The sequence below is a fragment of the Streptomyces sp. col6 genome (assembly GCF_008042035.1).
Taxonomy (GTDB): Bacteria; Actinomycetota; Actinomycetes; order Streptomycetales; family Streptomycetaceae; genus Streptomyces.
Genome location: NZ_RDBL01000013.1, coordinates 433279 through 448229 on the forward strand (window position 1 = coordinate 433279; position 14951 = coordinate 448229).

A 14951-nucleotide genomic window follows, 5' to 3' on the forward strand; every position below is an offset into this window, starting at 1 on the left:
CTCGCGCCTGGCGCCAAGCCCGGCCGAGTCCTGTGGCCGTCACGCACGACGTGCCGGCGCGGCAGGTCGCGCAGGCCACGGTGTGCCCGACCCACGTCCGGTACGCCGTGTCGTCAGCCGCTTCCTTCGGTTTCGTCTGTGCCGTCATGCCCGGTCCTTTCGGCAGGTGAGGCAGCAGCGGGGAAACCAGCGAACGGCCGACCCGAACGCCGGCAGAGGGCGCGGGCCGAGGTCGTGTGCTGCCGAGTTGTTGAGCGGAGCGGCGCACCAGACGCAGTTCGCTCCGCGCTGCTGCGAATCCGACAGCGTGGCGGGGCCCGGTAGAGGTAACGCAGTAGTCATGGTGTGTCCCCGCGTTGGCGGCCGGTGGATGGGCATGACCGTAGGGGGGTATGTGCGCGCATTCCAGCTGTGTGCAGATGTGTGCGCAGGTGGACCCCTTGTGGGTGGATGGCCGCTTCGCGCTCTTGGACTGGTCCGCCACGGCCAGGACTGTGGTGCACAGAACTGCACACAGCGTGGATGGAGATCGGCATGTCGTTACTGTTCATCGGGATCGACCCGGAGACCGGGGACCATGAGAGCCCGACCGTGTGGGTCGACCAGGACAAGCGAGAGTTCGTGTTCCAGGGATGGAAGCCCGGCCCCGAACTTGAGGCGGAGGCTGCGGCGTTCACCGTGCCCGGCCATGCCGTCGGTATCCCGGAGGGCGAGGCCGTGATCCGTATCCCGGCCCGGATGGTGCACATGATCAGGGAGGCGTGCGATGCCGTCGAACGTGCCGTCCAGCTTCCGTGACCTGCTCGACGGCTGCACCCGGTCGGCAGTTCACCTGGAGATGCGGGACGTCTACGCCGTTGACTACGAGCAAGGCCCGTTCGTGGACTGGCGAGCCGGGTCCCGCTACGACCCCGATGACCGGGTGTCGTGGTGGCGGCCGTGGCTCGATGTGGTGGTCGAGGCCGTCGGCCGCGGCGTGGCGATCCGGCGGGCACGTGTCGTGTCCGAGCCGGTAAGCGAGTACACCCGTTACCTGTACGACAACACCTTCACGAACGTGGCCGCGGGCGAGCAGGTGCGGTGGTTGCCGCGGCGGCTAGCCTCCGACCTGGCGCTGCCCGGCAACGACTTCTGGCTGTTCGACGGGCGCCTGGTCCAGTGGAACCACTTCGCCGGCGACGGCTCGTCGCAGGGGCCCGAGGTCACCGAGGACCCTGCCGCAGTGAAGCTGTGCGCCGATGCTTTCGAAGCGGTGTGGGACCGCGCCACCCCGCACGACCAGTACGACATCCATTGACCAGGACGGACATGACGCTCCCCTCCTCTTCCGCACAGTCCGCACGCGAAGTTGTCGCCCGACGGCTGCGCGAGCTGCGGAAGGGGGCCGGGCTCACCGTCCTACAGCTGGCCGGCAGCTGCGGGTGGCACCACTCGAAGACCTCGCGGATCGAGAACGGGCGCACCGGCCCGACCGCCACCGACATCCGCCTGTGGTGCCGTGCCGTCGGTGCCGAGCGAGACGCCGACGACCTCATCGCCCAGTCGCTGAACGCAGAGTCCATGTACAGCGAGTGGCGGCACCGCACCCGCGCCGGGCTGAAGCAGCTTCAGGACAGCGCGGTGGCGTTCTTCCAGCAGACGCAGCACTTCCGGGTCTACTCCTCGTCCCTCGTCCCCGGCCTGCTCCAGACCGAGGGCTACGCTGCCGCCGTGCTCAGCATGAGCGCCCAATTCAGGGAACTCGCCGTGGACGACAGCGCGGACGCCGCACGGGCCCGTGTCGAACGGTCCCGGATCATTCACGAGCGTGGCCGGCGGTTCGTGCTCCTCGTCGAAGAGGCCGTGCTGCGGTACCGCATCGGCAGCCCCGACGCGATGGCCGCCCAGCTCGGCTACTTGCTCACGGCCGGGGCCCTGCCTGCCGTGTCGCTCGGCATCATCCCCTCCACGGCAGTCCGCGGGCAGTGGCCGCGCGAGACGTTCCACGTCTACGACGACGCGCTGGTGTCCGTCGAGTTGGTGTCCGCGCAGGTGCGCATCACCCAGCCCACCGAGATCGGTTTGTACCTGCGGGCGTTCGAGCAGATGCGCCGCACCGCGGTGTATGGCGCGGAGGCGCGCGCCCTGATCGTGAAGGCCATCGACGCACTGGGCTGACCCGCCGCGGTCACACTCCAGTTCGGTTGTACTCATCGACCAAGGGATGCACCGGCTCCGGTTCGATCCCGCCCGGGTGCATCTGCCCAGCCCACCGTCCACGAGAACGCCCGCAGCAGGGACTCGAACCTGACCACGCGGCCCCGCAGTGACCTGTTCTCCTCGTCGCCCCGGGCGGCCGTCGTTTGCAACACCGCGAAGTCCTGGGCTTTCGCCTGTGATTCCGCAGTCGCCAGGCAATCGCCTAGTTGGCCGCAGCCGTTACCCGGGCGGCCCTGGCCGTGGCCCGAGCCACGAGAACCCGCCGCCACCCAACGCTGTCACCAGCGCAACCACTTCCGCGACGCGCACGGGGCCTTGCCTTTCCGGGACCGGCGTGTGGGTGGGGAGATGGAGTACTCCGGCACAGTGCTGGCCCAACAGGTCACCCCCGACGTGACTCGTCAGGTACCAGAGCGCGACGAGCCCGCCGCGCCCGCATGCGCGCAGGCTTCTCCGACCGCGTCACGGATGCACTGCGCACCGATGGACCCCCACGTTCGTTCACACGACGGCCGCACGATGACTGCCAGCGCCTGAATCCAGGACGAGTTGTTACAGGTTTCTCTACCTCATCAAGGCACCCGGCTGCGCTCTGTTCCGCCGGGTGCGATTCCCGGCTCTGGCTGCGCCGACGCGCGCCCGCCGTGTAGGCCCGAGGGGCATGAGACGAGAACCAAGCGCGCGGCTTCAAGACGATGCCTCCGGCGGGGGCGCTCAGACTCCGGGATGGGCGGGGCGCCGTTCGCGAGTGCCGACCGGAGCGGGGCTCCCATCCCGACCACCTTCGACCCAGGCAGAGCCGAGCAGTCGCGGCCCAGGGCGTCAAGGTCGTTCGTACAGTGGCGCGCTCCACCTCGACGCCCTGAACCACGACCGCTCCACGGTGTGTGGGCCGAAGGCGGACGGGATGGGAGCCGGGGCGAGTGGTGGGTTGAGGAGAGCGGCGAACGCGCTGGCTCTGCCACACTGGCTCAGCTGCCGAAGTGTGGCTTCAAGGGGGCGGACCGTGGGAGTGGCTTTTGGGGCAATGGCGCTGGGCGCGCTGTTCGTAGCGATCACGCTTGCACTGACGAGCACCGTACTCGGCATCCATGCGCTGATCCTCGGACGAATCCCCGGCCGCTGGCTACAGCGGCACGTCAAGCGGCCAAGGGTGTGGGGGGCAGGCGCACTCCTGCTTGTATGGGGCGCATTTTGGTCTCCGAGTGCCGCAGTCATCGGAGTGGGACTCGTCGCCATCGGGTACGTACGGACACCGGCGTCATGAACCACCATCTGTCGATGACATCAGCGGCTGACACCAACGGGACCGATCGTCCGCGAATCCCGGCGGATGCGCACGGCAGGTAGACGCAGCACGGGACCGGATCGGCCATGGTGGGTGGCGCCCTGCACCGACCTGATAGGGATGAGGCCAGATCTCGAAGCCGGCATCCGGCACGGGCGGTGTCCTCGTTGATGGCCGGTGCCCGTCAGCTTGACTCACGCATTGAGACTCCACCGACCTCAGTCGTTCATGGACAGCTCTCGGCGCATCAAGTCTCGGTAGTCGTAGTGGCGCGCCTGAAACTCCATGGTTTTGTCCATGGTCATGCTTCGAACATAGCCCGCCAGGGGCAGAGGAATTCCGCTGGAGCTCTCCTGAGCGTGGTGCCGGCAGCGTGTGATCATACCGGCATGGCATCTGGCCGGATCATTTTCCTCAACGGCACCTCCAGCTCTGGGAAGTCGAGCATCGCCAGGGAGCTTCTGGACGTCCTGGACGACGGCGTCTTCTTCCACATGGCGGTCGACGGCTTCAACGCGATGCGCAGTAAGCGGGAGCTCGGGGTGGAAGAGCTCGGTGCCGCGCTGAGGCGGACCAGGATGGGTTTCCACCGCTCGATCGCGGCCATGGCGGAGGCAGGCAACGACATCGTGGTCGACCATGTGCTGAGCGAGCCGTGGCGGCTCCTCGACTGCCTGACGGTGCTGCGGCCCGAGGACGTGCTGTTCGTCGGCGTCCACTGCCCGTTGGACGAGCTGGCCCGCCGCGAGCTGACACGGGGGGATCGCCCGCATGGCCTCGCGGCGCAGCAGTACGATCTGGTCCACGGCCACGGTGACTACGACCTGGAGTGCGACACCAGCGCGGCAAGTCCACATGAATGCGCGCAGCGGATCAAAGAGTTCCTCCCGCACCGCCCCAGCCCCACCGCCTTCACCCGCCTCCGCCGACGCCACCTGACTGACGGCCGGGAACCGCTGACGGCGTGAGGTATGCCTACTCGGCCGTGCCGGCCTCCTGAGAGCGCCTTCGTAATGGGCCGCTGCGAAGGCGTCGGCGGTGGTCCCTCACGCCGGACGGCGTCGTCGCGGCAACCAGTCCAGGTGGAGGGCCTGGCGTCGGAGCAGGAAGCTGTCGTCACCTCGTGCCTGTTCAGCGGTTTGGCGCATACGGGTATAGAAGCGGGCGTGAGGGAGCTCGGTGGACAATGGCCGTGTGACGTTGACGATTTGGGTCGATGACTGGCAGATGCAGTGCTGTGGGGAGCCCTTCGCGCCTGGGGACGTTGTGTCGTGGACGCTGGTGGAGGTTGATCCCGAGGAGTATGTCGACCTCGTCGGCAGGGATCGTGCGGGGGAGATCGACTTTTGCGAGGAGCACCACGGGGCGGGCGAGGAGCGTGCGCCCACCTCGGTGGAGGTCGTGTCCGTCGTGGAGGTGCACTGCCGTTACGGGGTGCCTCCGGGCGTCAAGGAGCAGGTGAACTATCCCCTTCCGGGCACCACCGTGTTGGTTCCGGTCGAGGAGGCGGACGGGTGGGCGAAAGCTCAGCCGGGGGTCACCTTTGCCGGGTATCTGGTGACCGCCAGGCGGGTCGCCGGTCCGCTGGGAGGTGCCGCCGCTCGCGGGTGAGGGGGAGGGGGAGGGGGAGCTGGTGGTCCCGTCATTCGCCGTCGTGGTCGAGGGCGCGGTCCGTGTCGGGGGCGCGGGGCCGGATGGCAAGGTGGTCCGGCAAGTGCTGTCGCTGGTGGAGGGGGCCGTCGTGTCGGGAGTTGTGGTTCGGGCGCGGGTGGACGGGGATCTGGGGGCGGCAGCTGTTGTGCTTGCCGGGGTGCATGCGTCGGACGGGTATCCCGTTGAGGGGGTGGCGGATGCCGAGGCGTGGTTGTCGCCGGACGGGTTGATCGCGGCCTGGGTTGCCGAGGTCGGTGGGCGGGTCGTGGGGCATGTTGCCGTCAACCGGGCTCGGCGTGGGGAGGATGTGGCGCGGCTCTGGAGGGAGCGACGGGGTGAGCCCGGGGATGCGGAGGTCGCGGTGCTGGCCCGGTTCTTCGTGGCACGGGAGGCTCGGGGGGCTTCCGCGGGAGCGCGGCTCGTGGGGGCGGCGGAGGGGTACGCGCGGGCGCACGGCCTGCCGTTGGTGCTGGAGGTTCTGACCAAGGATGCCGCTGCCATCCGGCTGTACGAGCGGCTCGGATGGCAGCGGATCGGTGAGCTCCGGCACTTCTTCGCGGGGCGGCACTTCGACGCTCTGTGCTTCGTGGCGCCGGGTGCGTGAGGAGGGTCCGGGCCGGTCAGGCGGCCGGTGACGTGTGGGCGTACCAGGTCTTCGCCTCGTCCGGCGGCAGTACGCGCAGCAGCTCCGCCTTCCCCGGCAGGTGCGGGAAGAAGCGGTCGGCGTTCCAGCTGCGCTGGTAGGACGGGTCGTCCAGGACCAGCACGCGGCGGCCCTCCACCACCGGGATGTCGTCGGGCAGGCCCTCGTTCCAGATGCGGGTGCCGTCCGGGGCGAGGAGTTCGAAGAAACCGGTCGCCGTCGCGTCCGAGGTGCCCTGGGCGGGGGCGGGGTCCGTCGAGAGGCGGACGCTCTCTGCGGAGGGCGGTGTGCCGGGGACGTTGCCGCCGCCCACCAGGACGTGGGCGAGCAGGGTGTGGAGCTGGAAGTTGTCGCCGATGCCGTCGACGCGTATCTCGAAGGCCTTGTCGGTGGGCCGGTGCAGCACGATCAGCGGTTCGTCGTTCAGTACCGCCAGGGCGTACGAGAGGCACTTGAGGTCGTGCCGGCCCAGGGCCTCCACCTCGCGGCAGAGCGGGAGGACGTCCGACGCGTGCCGGCGGCGTACCTCGGTGCTGCGGCACAGCACCGCGAGGGCGGGCGCCTGCCACTCCTCCAGGGAGCACCAGGCCAGGGCCAGGCGGGTCGCCTCGTACGTGTCGTCGCCCAGCCGGGAGAGATACGTGTCGTCGATCAACTCCTGGTCGGGGTCAGGGAGGTCGGTGTCCGTCGCCGTCCAGCGGCGGGCGAACTCCAGGGCGTCCAGCAGGTCCAGGTGGACGCCGTCCAGGATCGGTTCCGCGCAGGCCAGCGGGGTGGCTCCCCGTTCGACGCAGAAGCCGGCCGCCGTCGCCAGCATCGTGCGCGGGCCGGTCGGCGGGAAGGCGGGGATCAGGGCCGCCAACCGGGGCCCGGCGTCGCGGCATTCGGCGTCCGACGCCGACTCGGCACTCTTCATCACGGCGCTGAACGCGCGCCCGGTGCGGTCGCCGTCGCGGGCGGAGACCGCCTCTTCCAGGTCGGACACGGCGGCGGTGAAGCGCGCGTCCCGCTGCTTTCGGTTGAAGATCACCGGCACACCTTAGGCGGGCCGGTCACGGCCCCTCGGCGCGGGCCGCCCCCACCAGGCCGGCCAGGGAGATCCGCGTCTCCTGAAGTGCGGAAATGCGGTCGTCCAGGCCCTGGAGGTGCTGCTCCAGGGTCTCCAACTTGCACAGGGCCACCGTGCCGTCCTGCCGTACGCACGGAAGCAGGTCGCGGATGGTGCGGGTCGGCAGGCCCGCGTCCAGCAGCGAGCGGATGCGGCGGACCACGGCCGGGGCGTCGGCGTCGTAGCGGCGGTGGCCGCCGGCGAGGCGATGGGAGGCGAGGAGGCCCTGCTCCTCGTAATAACGCAGCAGGCGGACCGAGGTGTCCGTCTCCGCGGCCAAGTCGCCGATCTTCATGTGGTGCACCTCACATGCTCCGGGCCTCGTGGGCTCTTGAACCTCACACCGGTGTCAGATTCTAGCGTGGTGGCATGACGAATCAGAGCGGTAACTCCGTTGCTCCCCTTGCCCTTTACGGCTTCCTGCGGCCCCGTCCCGAATACGTCGAGGAGGTGCGGCGCACGCTGTCCTCACTCGTCGAGCCCACCCGGCAGGAGCCCGGCAATCTGCAGTACCACCTCCATGTACAGGAGGACGGCCGCTTCTTCCTCTACGAGGTCTGGCGCTCGCAGGAAGACCTGGACCGGCACAACGCCCTGCCCGTGCTGCGCGCCTTCCTCGACAACCTGGACACCTTCCTGGAGGCCTCGCCCGAGGGGTACTTCGACACCATGATCAGTCCGTACGGGCACTCCGCCGGGGCCGTCGCGCTCGGTACAGTCCCCGTGTGACCAGCAAGCCCGAACCGGCGATTCCGGAGATCACCCGCACCGACTGCGCGCGGTGCGGCACCGAGGTGCACGGCCTGGCCGGGCGGTACGCCTGTGCGCTCTGCGGGTGGGTCAACCACTACTCCGAGGGGCACGAGGCGCTTCCCGGCCTGGACGAGGATCCCGATCACGGGCGGCAGTAGTCCCCTGTCGGGGAGGGTGCGCGGGGGCCGGGGAGGGGGTGGGTGCGTAGGCCGCTGGTTTGTATATGTCGGTCACCGACCTATAGTTGCAGCGTCACGTCCCGCCCACGGGCCCGCTTCACGCTGCGGGTTTTCCGGGATGCCGCCCTGCAGTGGAGAAGGTGGAGCAGTCATGGCCTCCAAGAAGAACCTCGTCGCCAACCGTGAGTCGCTTGCCCACAAGGTCCGTTACGCCGCGAGCCGTCCGGACCGCATCGCGCCCTATCTGAAGCGGGCGGCCCGCGACCGGTGGCTGGCGTTCAAGCACCCGGACCACGTGAACTACTACCGGGCCGTGATGGCCTCGGACACCCGGCGCAACCCCGAGGCCGCCGTCGGCAGCCAGACGCACGAACGGTGGCTGGCCCTGGGGCAGATGCAGTTCGACTACCTCGTCGAGCACGGGCTCGCCCCCGGGGCGCGGATGCTCGACATCGGGTGCGGCAACCTGCGGGCCGGGTGGCGGTTCATCGACTATCTGGAGGCCGGGCACTACTACGGCATCGACATCTCGCCCGACATCCTGATCGCCGCCAAGCAGACCCTGACCACGCAGGGGCTCCAGGCCAAGGTGCCGCATCTGACCATCACCAAGGACCTGACGCTGGACTTCCTGCCGGACGCGCACTTCGACGTCGTGCACGCCCACAGCGTGTTCTCGCACTCGCCGCTGGAGATCATCGACGAGTGCCTGGCCCACGTGGGGCGCATCCTGGCGCCCGGCGGGCACTTCGACTTCACCTTCGACCGCACCACCGGTGCCGAACACCAGGTCCTGCGCGAGGACTTCTACTACCGGACCGAGACCCTGACCGACCTCGCCGCGAAGCACGGGCTGCGGGCGCGGTTCATGGAGGACTGGGAGAAGCTGGGGCACGGGCAGTCGAAGCTACGCGTCACCGTCTGACGCCCCGGCGTTCAGCCGGCGTTCGGCCTTCCCCGCAGCCGCCACAGGCGCAGCGCCACCCCGGCCGCCGCCAGCACCGCCAGGGCCGGGACCACCGTGTCCTGGTCCACCACCCCGGCGCTGTACCCCATCGCGAGGAACGGCGCCCCGGCCGGCGCGAACCGGCCGGGGGTGCGCAGCCGGGACAGCGCCGCGCGGCCCGCGAGCGCGAGGGCGGCGGCCATCGGGACACCCAGGCGCCACAGGACGGCCGTGAGATGGCTGTCCGCATCCGTCAGGGTCAAAGCGGCCACCCCGAGCAGCGTCCACAGCACCAGCGCCGTACGGGCCGCCGTGCCGAGGGGGCGGCCGGGCGGGCGCAGGTCCGGCGGGCAGGCCAGGGGCAGCGCGGCCACCGCGACCGGGGCGAGGAGGTAGGTGACGGCGGCCGGCGGGAGCAGCGCCCCGGCCGACAGCGGGACCAGAACGAGCGCGAGCGCCTCGGCCAGCGCGCCCGCGAACGCGCACCGCGCCCCCACCGCGAAGCGCCCGCCCAGCGCCAGGACCGCCCCGGTCAGCGTCACCAGGTCGCAGCCGATCATGACGAAGCTGAGCGGCACCAGGAAGTCCGGGTTCCCGCTGAGCCGCCAGTCGCCGAGCACCGAGACGAGGCCGAAGGCGGCGTACGCGGCGGTCGCGGCCAGGGCGAAGGGTGCGGCGGCGGCGGAGAGACGGCCGGCGCGCTGCGCGGACCCCAGACGCAGGCGCATCCGCAGCGCGTGCGCCACGATGTCGCCCGCCTCCCGGAACCGGGCGACCCGGCCGGCCCCCTCGGTCGCCGCCCGGTACGCCTCCGCGATGTCGTCCCCGAACGCGCGGCGGTAGCCGGTCGGGTACAGCCGCAGCAGCGGGGTGCTCATGCCGTGGCCGGCTTCCCGCCGACGCCCAGGCGCCGGGTGGCCTCGCGCGCGGTGGCCGCGATCCGGCGGGCCTCGGCGGCCAGGACCTCCCTGCCGGTGGCGGTGAGCGTGTAGGTGCGGCGCAGCCTGCTGTCCACGACCTCCTCCGCGTGCACCTCGATCAGGCCCTCGTTCAGCAGCCGCTCCAGCGCCCCGTACAGCGTGCCGGTGCGCATCCTGACCCGGCCGCCGGAGATCGTCTCGACCTCGCGCGCGATGGCGTAGCCGTGCCGTGGCTCGTCCGCCAGGGCGGTCAGGAGGAGGAGGGTCGGTTCCTGCATCGCGCGTTCGCTCATGCCCGTATCGTACGGCAGGAATGAGTCACTCACCGGCATATGACGGGCTGCCCTGACCTGCGGCCGGGGGGTGTTCTCCCGTGTCGTCCGGAGTCTCCTCGCGGGCCAGCTCCCGGAAGCAGCCCCGCAGCCAGGCGTGCGCCGGGTCCGCGTCGTGGCGCGGGTGCCAGGCCATCCCGAAGGAGAGCGGCGGCAGCGGGAAGGGGATCTCGAACGTCCGCAGGCCCAGCGGGTCCGTGAGGGGGCGGGTGCGCCGCGAGGCCAGGCCGACCAGGTCGCTGCCGAGCAGGAGGAAGAGCGACGAGGGGAGCGTGCCCACACTGCCCACCACCCGTCTGCGCAGACCGAGTTGTGCGAGAGCGGTGTCCACCGGGCCCTGCGTCCGGCCGCGCCGGGACACCGTCACATGGTCGGCGGCGGCGAACCGGGCCGGGGTGATCTCCCCGTCCAGGAGCGGATGGCCGGGGCGCACCACGCCCATCATCCGGTCGTCGTAGAGGTGTTCGCGGTGCACCTCCGGCGAACGCGTGTCGAGCACCCCCACCTCCAGATCGGCGGCGCCCTCGCGCAGGAACGGCCCGTCCACATGGCTCTCCATCAGGAAGCGGAGCCGCACACCGGGCGCCTCGCGGGCGATCCGGGCGAACAGCGCCGGGCCGGAGACCGCCGGCAGGATGTCCTGGGCCAGCACGGTGAAGGTCCGTGACAGGGCGCGCAGATCGACCTTGCCGCCCGACAGGAACACCCCGCGCGCCCGCTCCACCACGGCCCGCACCTCGCCGTGGATGGCCAGGGCGTGCGGCGTGGGCACCATCGTGCGCCCGGCGCGCACCAGCACCGGATCACCCAGCGCCTTGCGGATGCGGCCCAGGGTGCGGCTCATCGCGGGCTCGGACAGATGCAGCCGGGCGGCGGCGCCCGAGACGCTGGATTCCTCGATGAGGACGTCCAGCGCCACCAGAAGATTGAGGTCAAGGCCGGATTGCGTCACGCGCATACATCCCTTGTCGAAGATGCATTGGAAAGCAAGTCGCGCCAACTCTACGGTGGATGGCACACCCCGTCACCACGGCTCCCCAGGAGGAGCGTTGTCCCCGTATGCCCAGAAGGCCCCCGGCCTCACCCGTGCCGCGCTGTACGTGCTCTGCGCCTGTGTGCTCGTCGCGCAGGGCATGGTCGCCGCCGTCAACCTGCTCATTCCGCAGCTCGCCGCCTCCACCCTGCATCCCTCGTCCAGCGAACTGCTGTGGGCGGTCGACGCGTACGTCATCGTCTTCGCGGGCCTGCTGATCCCGGCGGGCGCGCTCGGCGACCGCTTCGGACGCAAGGGCGCCCTGCTCACCGGCCTCGGCCTCTTCGCCGCCGGCGCCGCCACCAGCGCGCTCGCCACCGCCCCCGCCGTGCTCATCGCCGGACGCGGGGTGTGTGGGGCGGGGGCCGCGCTCATCATGCCCGCGACCATGTCACTCCTGGTCACCCTCACCCCGCCCGCCCGCCGGTCCCAGGCACTGGCCACCTGGACGCTCGCCGCCGGACTCGGCGGCCTCGCGGGCAACGTCGGCGGCGGCCTCGCCGGACAGTTCGGGACCTGGCGCTCCCTGTTCTGGGCCGTGGTGCCGCTCGCCGCGCTGCTCGCCCTCGCCGTCGCCCGCCTCGCGCCCCGCAGCCCCGAGCGCACGGACACCGCACCCGACCCGGTCGGCTCGCTGCTCCTCGTCGCCGCCCTCACCTCCCTGGTGTACGGGATCATCGAGGGCCCGCCGCACGGCTGGGGCTCGGCGCGGGTGCTGACCGCCTTCGGCCTCGGAGCCGTACTGCTCACCGCCTTCACCGTGCACGGGCTGCGCGCCACAAGGCCGCTGCTCGACCCCCGGATCTTCGCCTCGCCGGTGCTGCGCGCAGGGACGCTCGGCATCGCCACAGCCTTCTTCGGTCTCTTCGCGCTGTTCTACGTCAACTCCCAGTACCTCCAGTACGTGAAGGGCTTCCCGGTCGGCCTCGCCGGGGTGGCGATCGTCCCGCTGACCGTGGGGATGGCCGTCATGCCGAAGATCGGGGCGCGCTGGCAGGACCGGTACGGCATCCGGCCCGTGGCGGGCGGCGGGCTCGCGGTCATCGGCCTCGGGCTGCTCCTCGTCTCGACCGCCGACGGGAGCACCCCGTACGCCCTGTACGCCGTGTACCTCCTCGTCATCTCCGCCGGTACGGGGCTGTGCGCGCCCGCGCTGACCGTGGCCGTCGTCGCCGGACTGCCCGCGCACCGCAGCGGGCTCGGTTCCGGGCTCAACACGGCGGCGCGCGAGATCGGGGCGGCGCTCGGGGTTGCCGTCGTCGGCACGGTGCTGGCCTCCGGGTCCGGCACGGACCACGTCACGGCCGGGCACGCCGCCGCGTTCGCCCCGGCGATGTCCGACGGGCTGCGGGTCGTGGCGGCGGTGCTCCTCGTCGCGACGGTGTTCGTGGTGCTCGGCACCTCGGGCCGGCCGCGCCGGGACACGGAGCCGGCGGAGGGCCGGCCGGAGGGCGTCACCCGTACGGGCGCCTCCGCCTAGCCGCTCCGGGAAGGGTGTCGCAAGGTCGGTCTGACCTGCACGTTCCACCGGCCCAGGAGTCCTTCATGGCACAGACCGCGCCCCCGCCGGGCACCCCTTCCCCGCCCACGGGCCCCGGCCCGGAGGAGGACAACCCCTGGGCGACCGGCGGGATCATGTTCGCCGGTGTGCTGCTGATGGTCGACGGCGTGCTCGGGGCGATCAAGGGCATCGCCGGGATCGCGTCGGACGACGTCTACACGCGGATCAACAACTACGTCTTCAAGTTCGACGTCACGACGTGGGGGTGGATCCACCTGGTCCTCGGCATCGTCATCGCGATCGTCGGCTGGGGCATTCTCCGGGGCTTCGGCTGGGCGCGTGGGGTCGGTGTGGGGCTCGCGGCCCTCAACATGATCGCCAACTTCATGTGGCTGCCCTACCAGCCGATCTGGGCCGTGGTCTCGCTCGCCATCGACACCTTCGTGATCTGGGCCCTGTGCACGGGACGCCTGAAGCCGGTCGTCTGACCGCCCGGGCGCCGTTGTCAGTGGTGCGGGTCACACTGGAGACATGTGCCGCAGTATCAAGACGCTCCGACCGCCCGCCCTCCCCGAAGAGGCCACCGAGGAGGACATCCGCGCCGCCGCCCTGCAGTTCGTCCGCAAGGTGTCGGGCTTCCGTGCGCCGGCCGCGCACAACAGGGAAGTCTTCGACCGTGCCGTCGACGAGATCGCCGAGGCGACCGCCCGGCTGCTGGACGGCCTGGAGATACGGGGTGGTGTCAGGACGCCGTAGCCGGATTCAGGAGGCCGTGGACACCGAGGCGGCGCGTGCCGCCTCGGCCGGGCGCCGCATGAGCAGGGCTGCGAAGGAGCCCGCGACGAACAGGGCGAGGACCGAGACGGCCGTGCCCAGCCAGCTCGCGCCCAGCCACTGCGCGCCGAAGTAGCCGAGGCCCACGCTGTAGCCGGCCCATGCCAGGCCGGCGACGGCCGACCACGGCAGGAATTCCTTCACCTTGCGGTGCGAGGCGCCCGCGCCCAGCGAGACGACCGAGCGCCCGGCCGGGGCGAAGCGCGCGATGACGACGAGGATGCCGCCGCCCCGGCTCAGGGCAGCGCCCAGGCGTTCCTGCGCGGAGGTGAGGCGCCGGGAGCGCGCTATGGCGCGGTCCAGCCGCTCGCCGCCGATCCGGGCCAGCCGGTACGCGGCGAGGTCGCCGAGTACCGAGGCGGTGGCGGCGCACAGGAGGAGTGCCAGGAGCGAGGGGACCTCGGTGACCTGGCGGGCGGCGCCCGCCGCGTCGGCGGCCACGCCGGTGGTGCCCGCTGCGGCGGCCGTGGCGGCGGTGATCACCAGTACACCGCTGGGCAGCACGGGGAGGAAGACGTCCAGCAGCACGGAGAGGGCGACCACGACATAGATCCATGGGCTGCCGACCAGCGCACCCACACTCTCCAGCACTTCTACTCCCCGATCCGTGACAACGCCGCGACGTCGCAGGGGAGCGGCAGGAGCGGCAGGTTCAGCTGTACAGCGTACGCCTGTCGTTCACCCGGTGATCCATATATATGCGTGATGTTGGGCACCCCGGTCGAGCGGGGCTTGAGCGTGTACCGCCGGGGAGCGGATCCCGGCGGTACACGCAGAAGATGCGGGGCCCGGTCGGTCGGCGGGCCCGGGGGAGCGGGGAGGGCTGGTCAGGCGGCGACCGGGGTGTTCTGCTCCGCCGTGTGGTCCCGGTCCTGCCGGTCCGGTGCGCGGTCGGTGAAGAGGCCGTCCAGGGCGAGGGCGCCAGGGCCGGTGAAGACGATCAGCAGGAACACCCAGCAGTAGATGGCGGACGGTTCACCGCCGTTCTGGAGGGGGAAGAGGGCGTGGGACTGGTGGACCGTGAAGTAGGCGTAGGCCATGGACCCGGACGAGATCAGAGCGGCGAGCCGGGTGCCCAGGCCCAGGGCGACCAGGGCGCCGCCGATGAGCTGGATCACCGCCGCGTACCAGCCCGGCCAGGTGCCGGCGGGTATGGAGCCGCCGTCCCGGGCGCCGCCGAGCACCCCGAAGATCGAGGCGGCGCCGTGGCACGCGAAGAGCAGGCCGACGACGATGCGGAAGAGCGCGAGGGCGTAGGGCTGGGCGCGGTGCAGGTGTGGGGTCATGGGGGGAGGCTCCTTCGGTCTGGTGGGGACGTGAACCGACTGGGCGCCAAAGATTAGGTAGACCTCACCAATACTTGCAAGTTCAACGTTCTGTCGACTGGCCGAAAAGCGACTGGCTGTCGTGAGCGGCTGGACGCGCCAATACCGCCTCGAACTGGGCAACCTCCTTTCTTTGCTTGGCCTGAACCAATGACGGCGCAGCTTTCCGGCCATGGCGATGGGGTTCCGGCGGTTGCTGCTCCGACCACGGCTGCCCCGGGTTTCGCTCGAATACCG

The 14951-nt window shown here is 70.9% G+C and carries 19 protein-coding genes; 12 read left to right on the forward strand and 7 right to left on the reverse strand.

Translation table 11 applies throughout. From position 1 onward, the window contains the following. The first annotated feature begins 534 nt into the window (after nucleotides 1-534). From EAO73_RS18540 to EAO73_RS18575, 6 genes are all read left to right on the forward strand, one after another. Nucleotides 535-798: a hypothetical protein gene (locus tag EAO73_RS18540; RefSeq protein WP_147972650.1), complete on the forward strand. Its 264-nt coding sequence runs from the start codon at nucleotides 535-537 to the stop codon at nucleotides 796-798. Beyond that, nucleotides 767-1297, forward strand: coding sequence for a DUF6879 family protein (locus EAO73_RS18545; protein ID WP_147972651.1), 531 nt, complete (start codon nucleotides 767-769; stop codon nucleotides 1295-1297). The genes EAO73_RS18540 and EAO73_RS18545 overlap by 32 nt, the downstream gene beginning before the upstream one ends. 11 nt (nucleotides 1298-1308) lie before the next feature. Then, nucleotides 1309-2157, forward strand: coding sequence for a helix-turn-helix domain-containing protein (locus EAO73_RS18550; RefSeq protein WP_147972652.1), 849 nt, complete (start codon nucleotides 1309-1311; stop codon nucleotides 2155-2157). 1719 nt (nucleotides 2158-3876) lie between these two features. Further along, nucleotides 3877-4455 carry a chloramphenicol phosphotransferase CPT family protein gene (locus tag EAO73_RS18560; RefSeq protein ID WP_147972653.1) on the forward strand — a complete coding sequence of 193 codons (579 nt, stop codon included), beginning with the start codon at nucleotides 3877-3879 and terminating at the stop codon, nucleotides 4453-4455. Between the two features lie 226 nt (nucleotides 4456-4681). Then, nucleotides 4682-5098, forward strand: coding sequence for a DUF6578 domain-containing protein (locus EAO73_RS18570; protein ID WP_147972654.1), 417 nt, complete (start codon nucleotides 4682-4684; stop codon nucleotides 5096-5098). Nucleotides 5099-5120: 22 nt separating this feature from the next. Then, a complete protein-coding gene (locus EAO73_RS18575; RefSeq protein WP_224756359.1) occupies nucleotides 5121-5744 on the forward strand; it encodes a GNAT family N-acetyltransferase in 624 nt (207 codons plus the stop codon). 16 nt (nucleotides 5745-5760) lie between these two features. Here the strand turns inward: EAO73_RS18575 and EAO73_RS18580 are convergent, their stop codons facing one another. Next, entirely contained in the window at nucleotides 5761-6813 is a 1053-nt protein-coding gene (locus tag EAO73_RS18580) for a hypothetical protein (protein WP_224756360.1), read from the reverse strand. A 22-nt stretch (nucleotides 6814-6835) separates the two neighbouring features. Beyond that, nucleotides 6836-7186, reverse strand: coding sequence for a MerR family transcriptional regulator (locus EAO73_RS18585; protein ID WP_147972656.1), 351 nt, complete (start codon nucleotides 7184-7186; stop codon nucleotides 6836-6838). Nucleotides 7187-7260: 74 nt separating this feature from the next. On the opposite strand from EAO73_RS18585, the gene EAO73_RS18590 reads away from it, so the two are divergent. The 3 genes from EAO73_RS18590 to EAO73_RS18600 all read left to right on the forward strand — a co-directional run bounded on the left by EAO73_RS18590 (nucleotide 7261) and on the right by EAO73_RS18600 (nucleotide 8748). After that, complete coding sequence (locus EAO73_RS18590) at nucleotides 7261-7620, forward strand: putative quinol monooxygenase (protein ID WP_147972657.1); 360 nt, start codon at nucleotides 7261-7263, stop codon at nucleotides 7618-7620. Further along, on the forward strand, nucleotides 7617-7802 hold the full coding sequence (locus EAO73_RS18595) for a hypothetical protein (RefSeq protein ID WP_147972658.1): 186 nt from the start codon (nucleotides 7617-7619) through the stop codon (nucleotides 7800-7802). The genes EAO73_RS18590 and EAO73_RS18595 overlap by 4 nt, the downstream gene beginning before the upstream one ends. Nucleotides 7803-7974: 172 nt before the next feature. Next, the gene (locus EAO73_RS18600) at nucleotides 7975-8748 is read left to right on the forward strand and encodes a class I SAM-dependent methyltransferase (RefSeq protein WP_147972659.1); all 774 of its coding nucleotides are present in this window, start codon (nucleotides 7975-7977) and stop codon (nucleotides 8746-8748) included. Nucleotides 8749-8759: 11 nt separating this feature from the next. Here the strand turns inward: EAO73_RS18600 and EAO73_RS18605 are convergent, their stop codons facing one another. From EAO73_RS18605 to EAO73_RS18615, 3 genes are read right to left on the reverse strand one after another with little or no spacing between them, the layout of a single operon-like run. Beyond that, nucleotides 8760-9647, reverse strand: coding sequence for a hypothetical protein (locus EAO73_RS18605; protein ID WP_147972660.1), 888 nt, complete (start codon nucleotides 9645-9647; stop codon nucleotides 8760-8762). Then, on the reverse strand, nucleotides 9644-9982 hold the full coding sequence (locus EAO73_RS18610; RefSeq protein WP_147972661.1) for a PadR family transcriptional regulator: 339 nt from the start codon (nucleotides 9980-9982) through the stop codon (nucleotides 9644-9646). The genes EAO73_RS18605 and EAO73_RS18610 overlap by 4 nt, the downstream gene beginning before the upstream one ends. 25 nt (nucleotides 9983-10007) lie before the next feature. Continuing rightward, nucleotides 10008-10979, reverse strand: a complete 972-nt coding sequence (locus EAO73_RS18615) for a LysR family transcriptional regulator (RefSeq protein WP_147972662.1) — start codon at nucleotides 10977-10979, stop codon at nucleotides 10008-10010. A gap of 91 nt (nucleotides 10980-11070) precedes the next feature. On the opposite strand from EAO73_RS18615, the gene EAO73_RS18620 reads away from it, so the two are divergent. The 3 genes from EAO73_RS18620 (at nucleotide 11071) to EAO73_RS18630 (ending at nucleotide 13311) form a co-directional block, all read left to right on the forward strand. Next, the gene (locus EAO73_RS18620) at nucleotides 11071-12534 is read left to right on the forward strand and encodes an MFS transporter (RefSeq protein ID WP_147972663.1); all 1464 of its coding nucleotides are present in this window, start codon (nucleotides 11071-11073) and stop codon (nucleotides 12532-12534) included. A 65-nt stretch (nucleotides 12535-12599) separates the two neighbouring features. Further along, nucleotides 12600-13043, forward strand: a complete 444-nt coding sequence (locus tag EAO73_RS18625) for a hypothetical protein (protein WP_147972664.1) — start codon at nucleotides 12600-12602, stop codon at nucleotides 13041-13043. A 43-nt stretch (nucleotides 13044-13086) separates the two neighbouring features. Further along, on the forward strand, nucleotides 13087-13311 hold the full coding sequence (locus EAO73_RS18630; protein WP_147972665.1) for a DUF2277 domain-containing protein: 225 nt from the start codon (nucleotides 13087-13089) through the stop codon (nucleotides 13309-13311). A 6-nt stretch (nucleotides 13312-13317) separates the two neighbouring features. Here EAO73_RS18630 and EAO73_RS18635 read toward each other — a convergent pair whose 3' ends face one another. Together EAO73_RS18635 and EAO73_RS18640 are read right to left on the reverse strand one after the other, a co-directional pair. Continuing rightward, a complete protein-coding gene (locus tag EAO73_RS18635; protein WP_147972666.1) occupies nucleotides 13318-13980 on the reverse strand; it encodes a DedA family protein in 663 nt (220 codons plus the stop codon). A gap of 236 nt (nucleotides 13981-14216) precedes the next feature. Further along, nucleotides 14217-14675, reverse strand: a complete 459-nt coding sequence (locus EAO73_RS18640) for a DoxX family protein (RefSeq protein ID WP_147972667.1) — start codon at nucleotides 14673-14675, stop codon at nucleotides 14217-14219. Nucleotides 14676-14951: the final 276 nt, after the last annotated feature.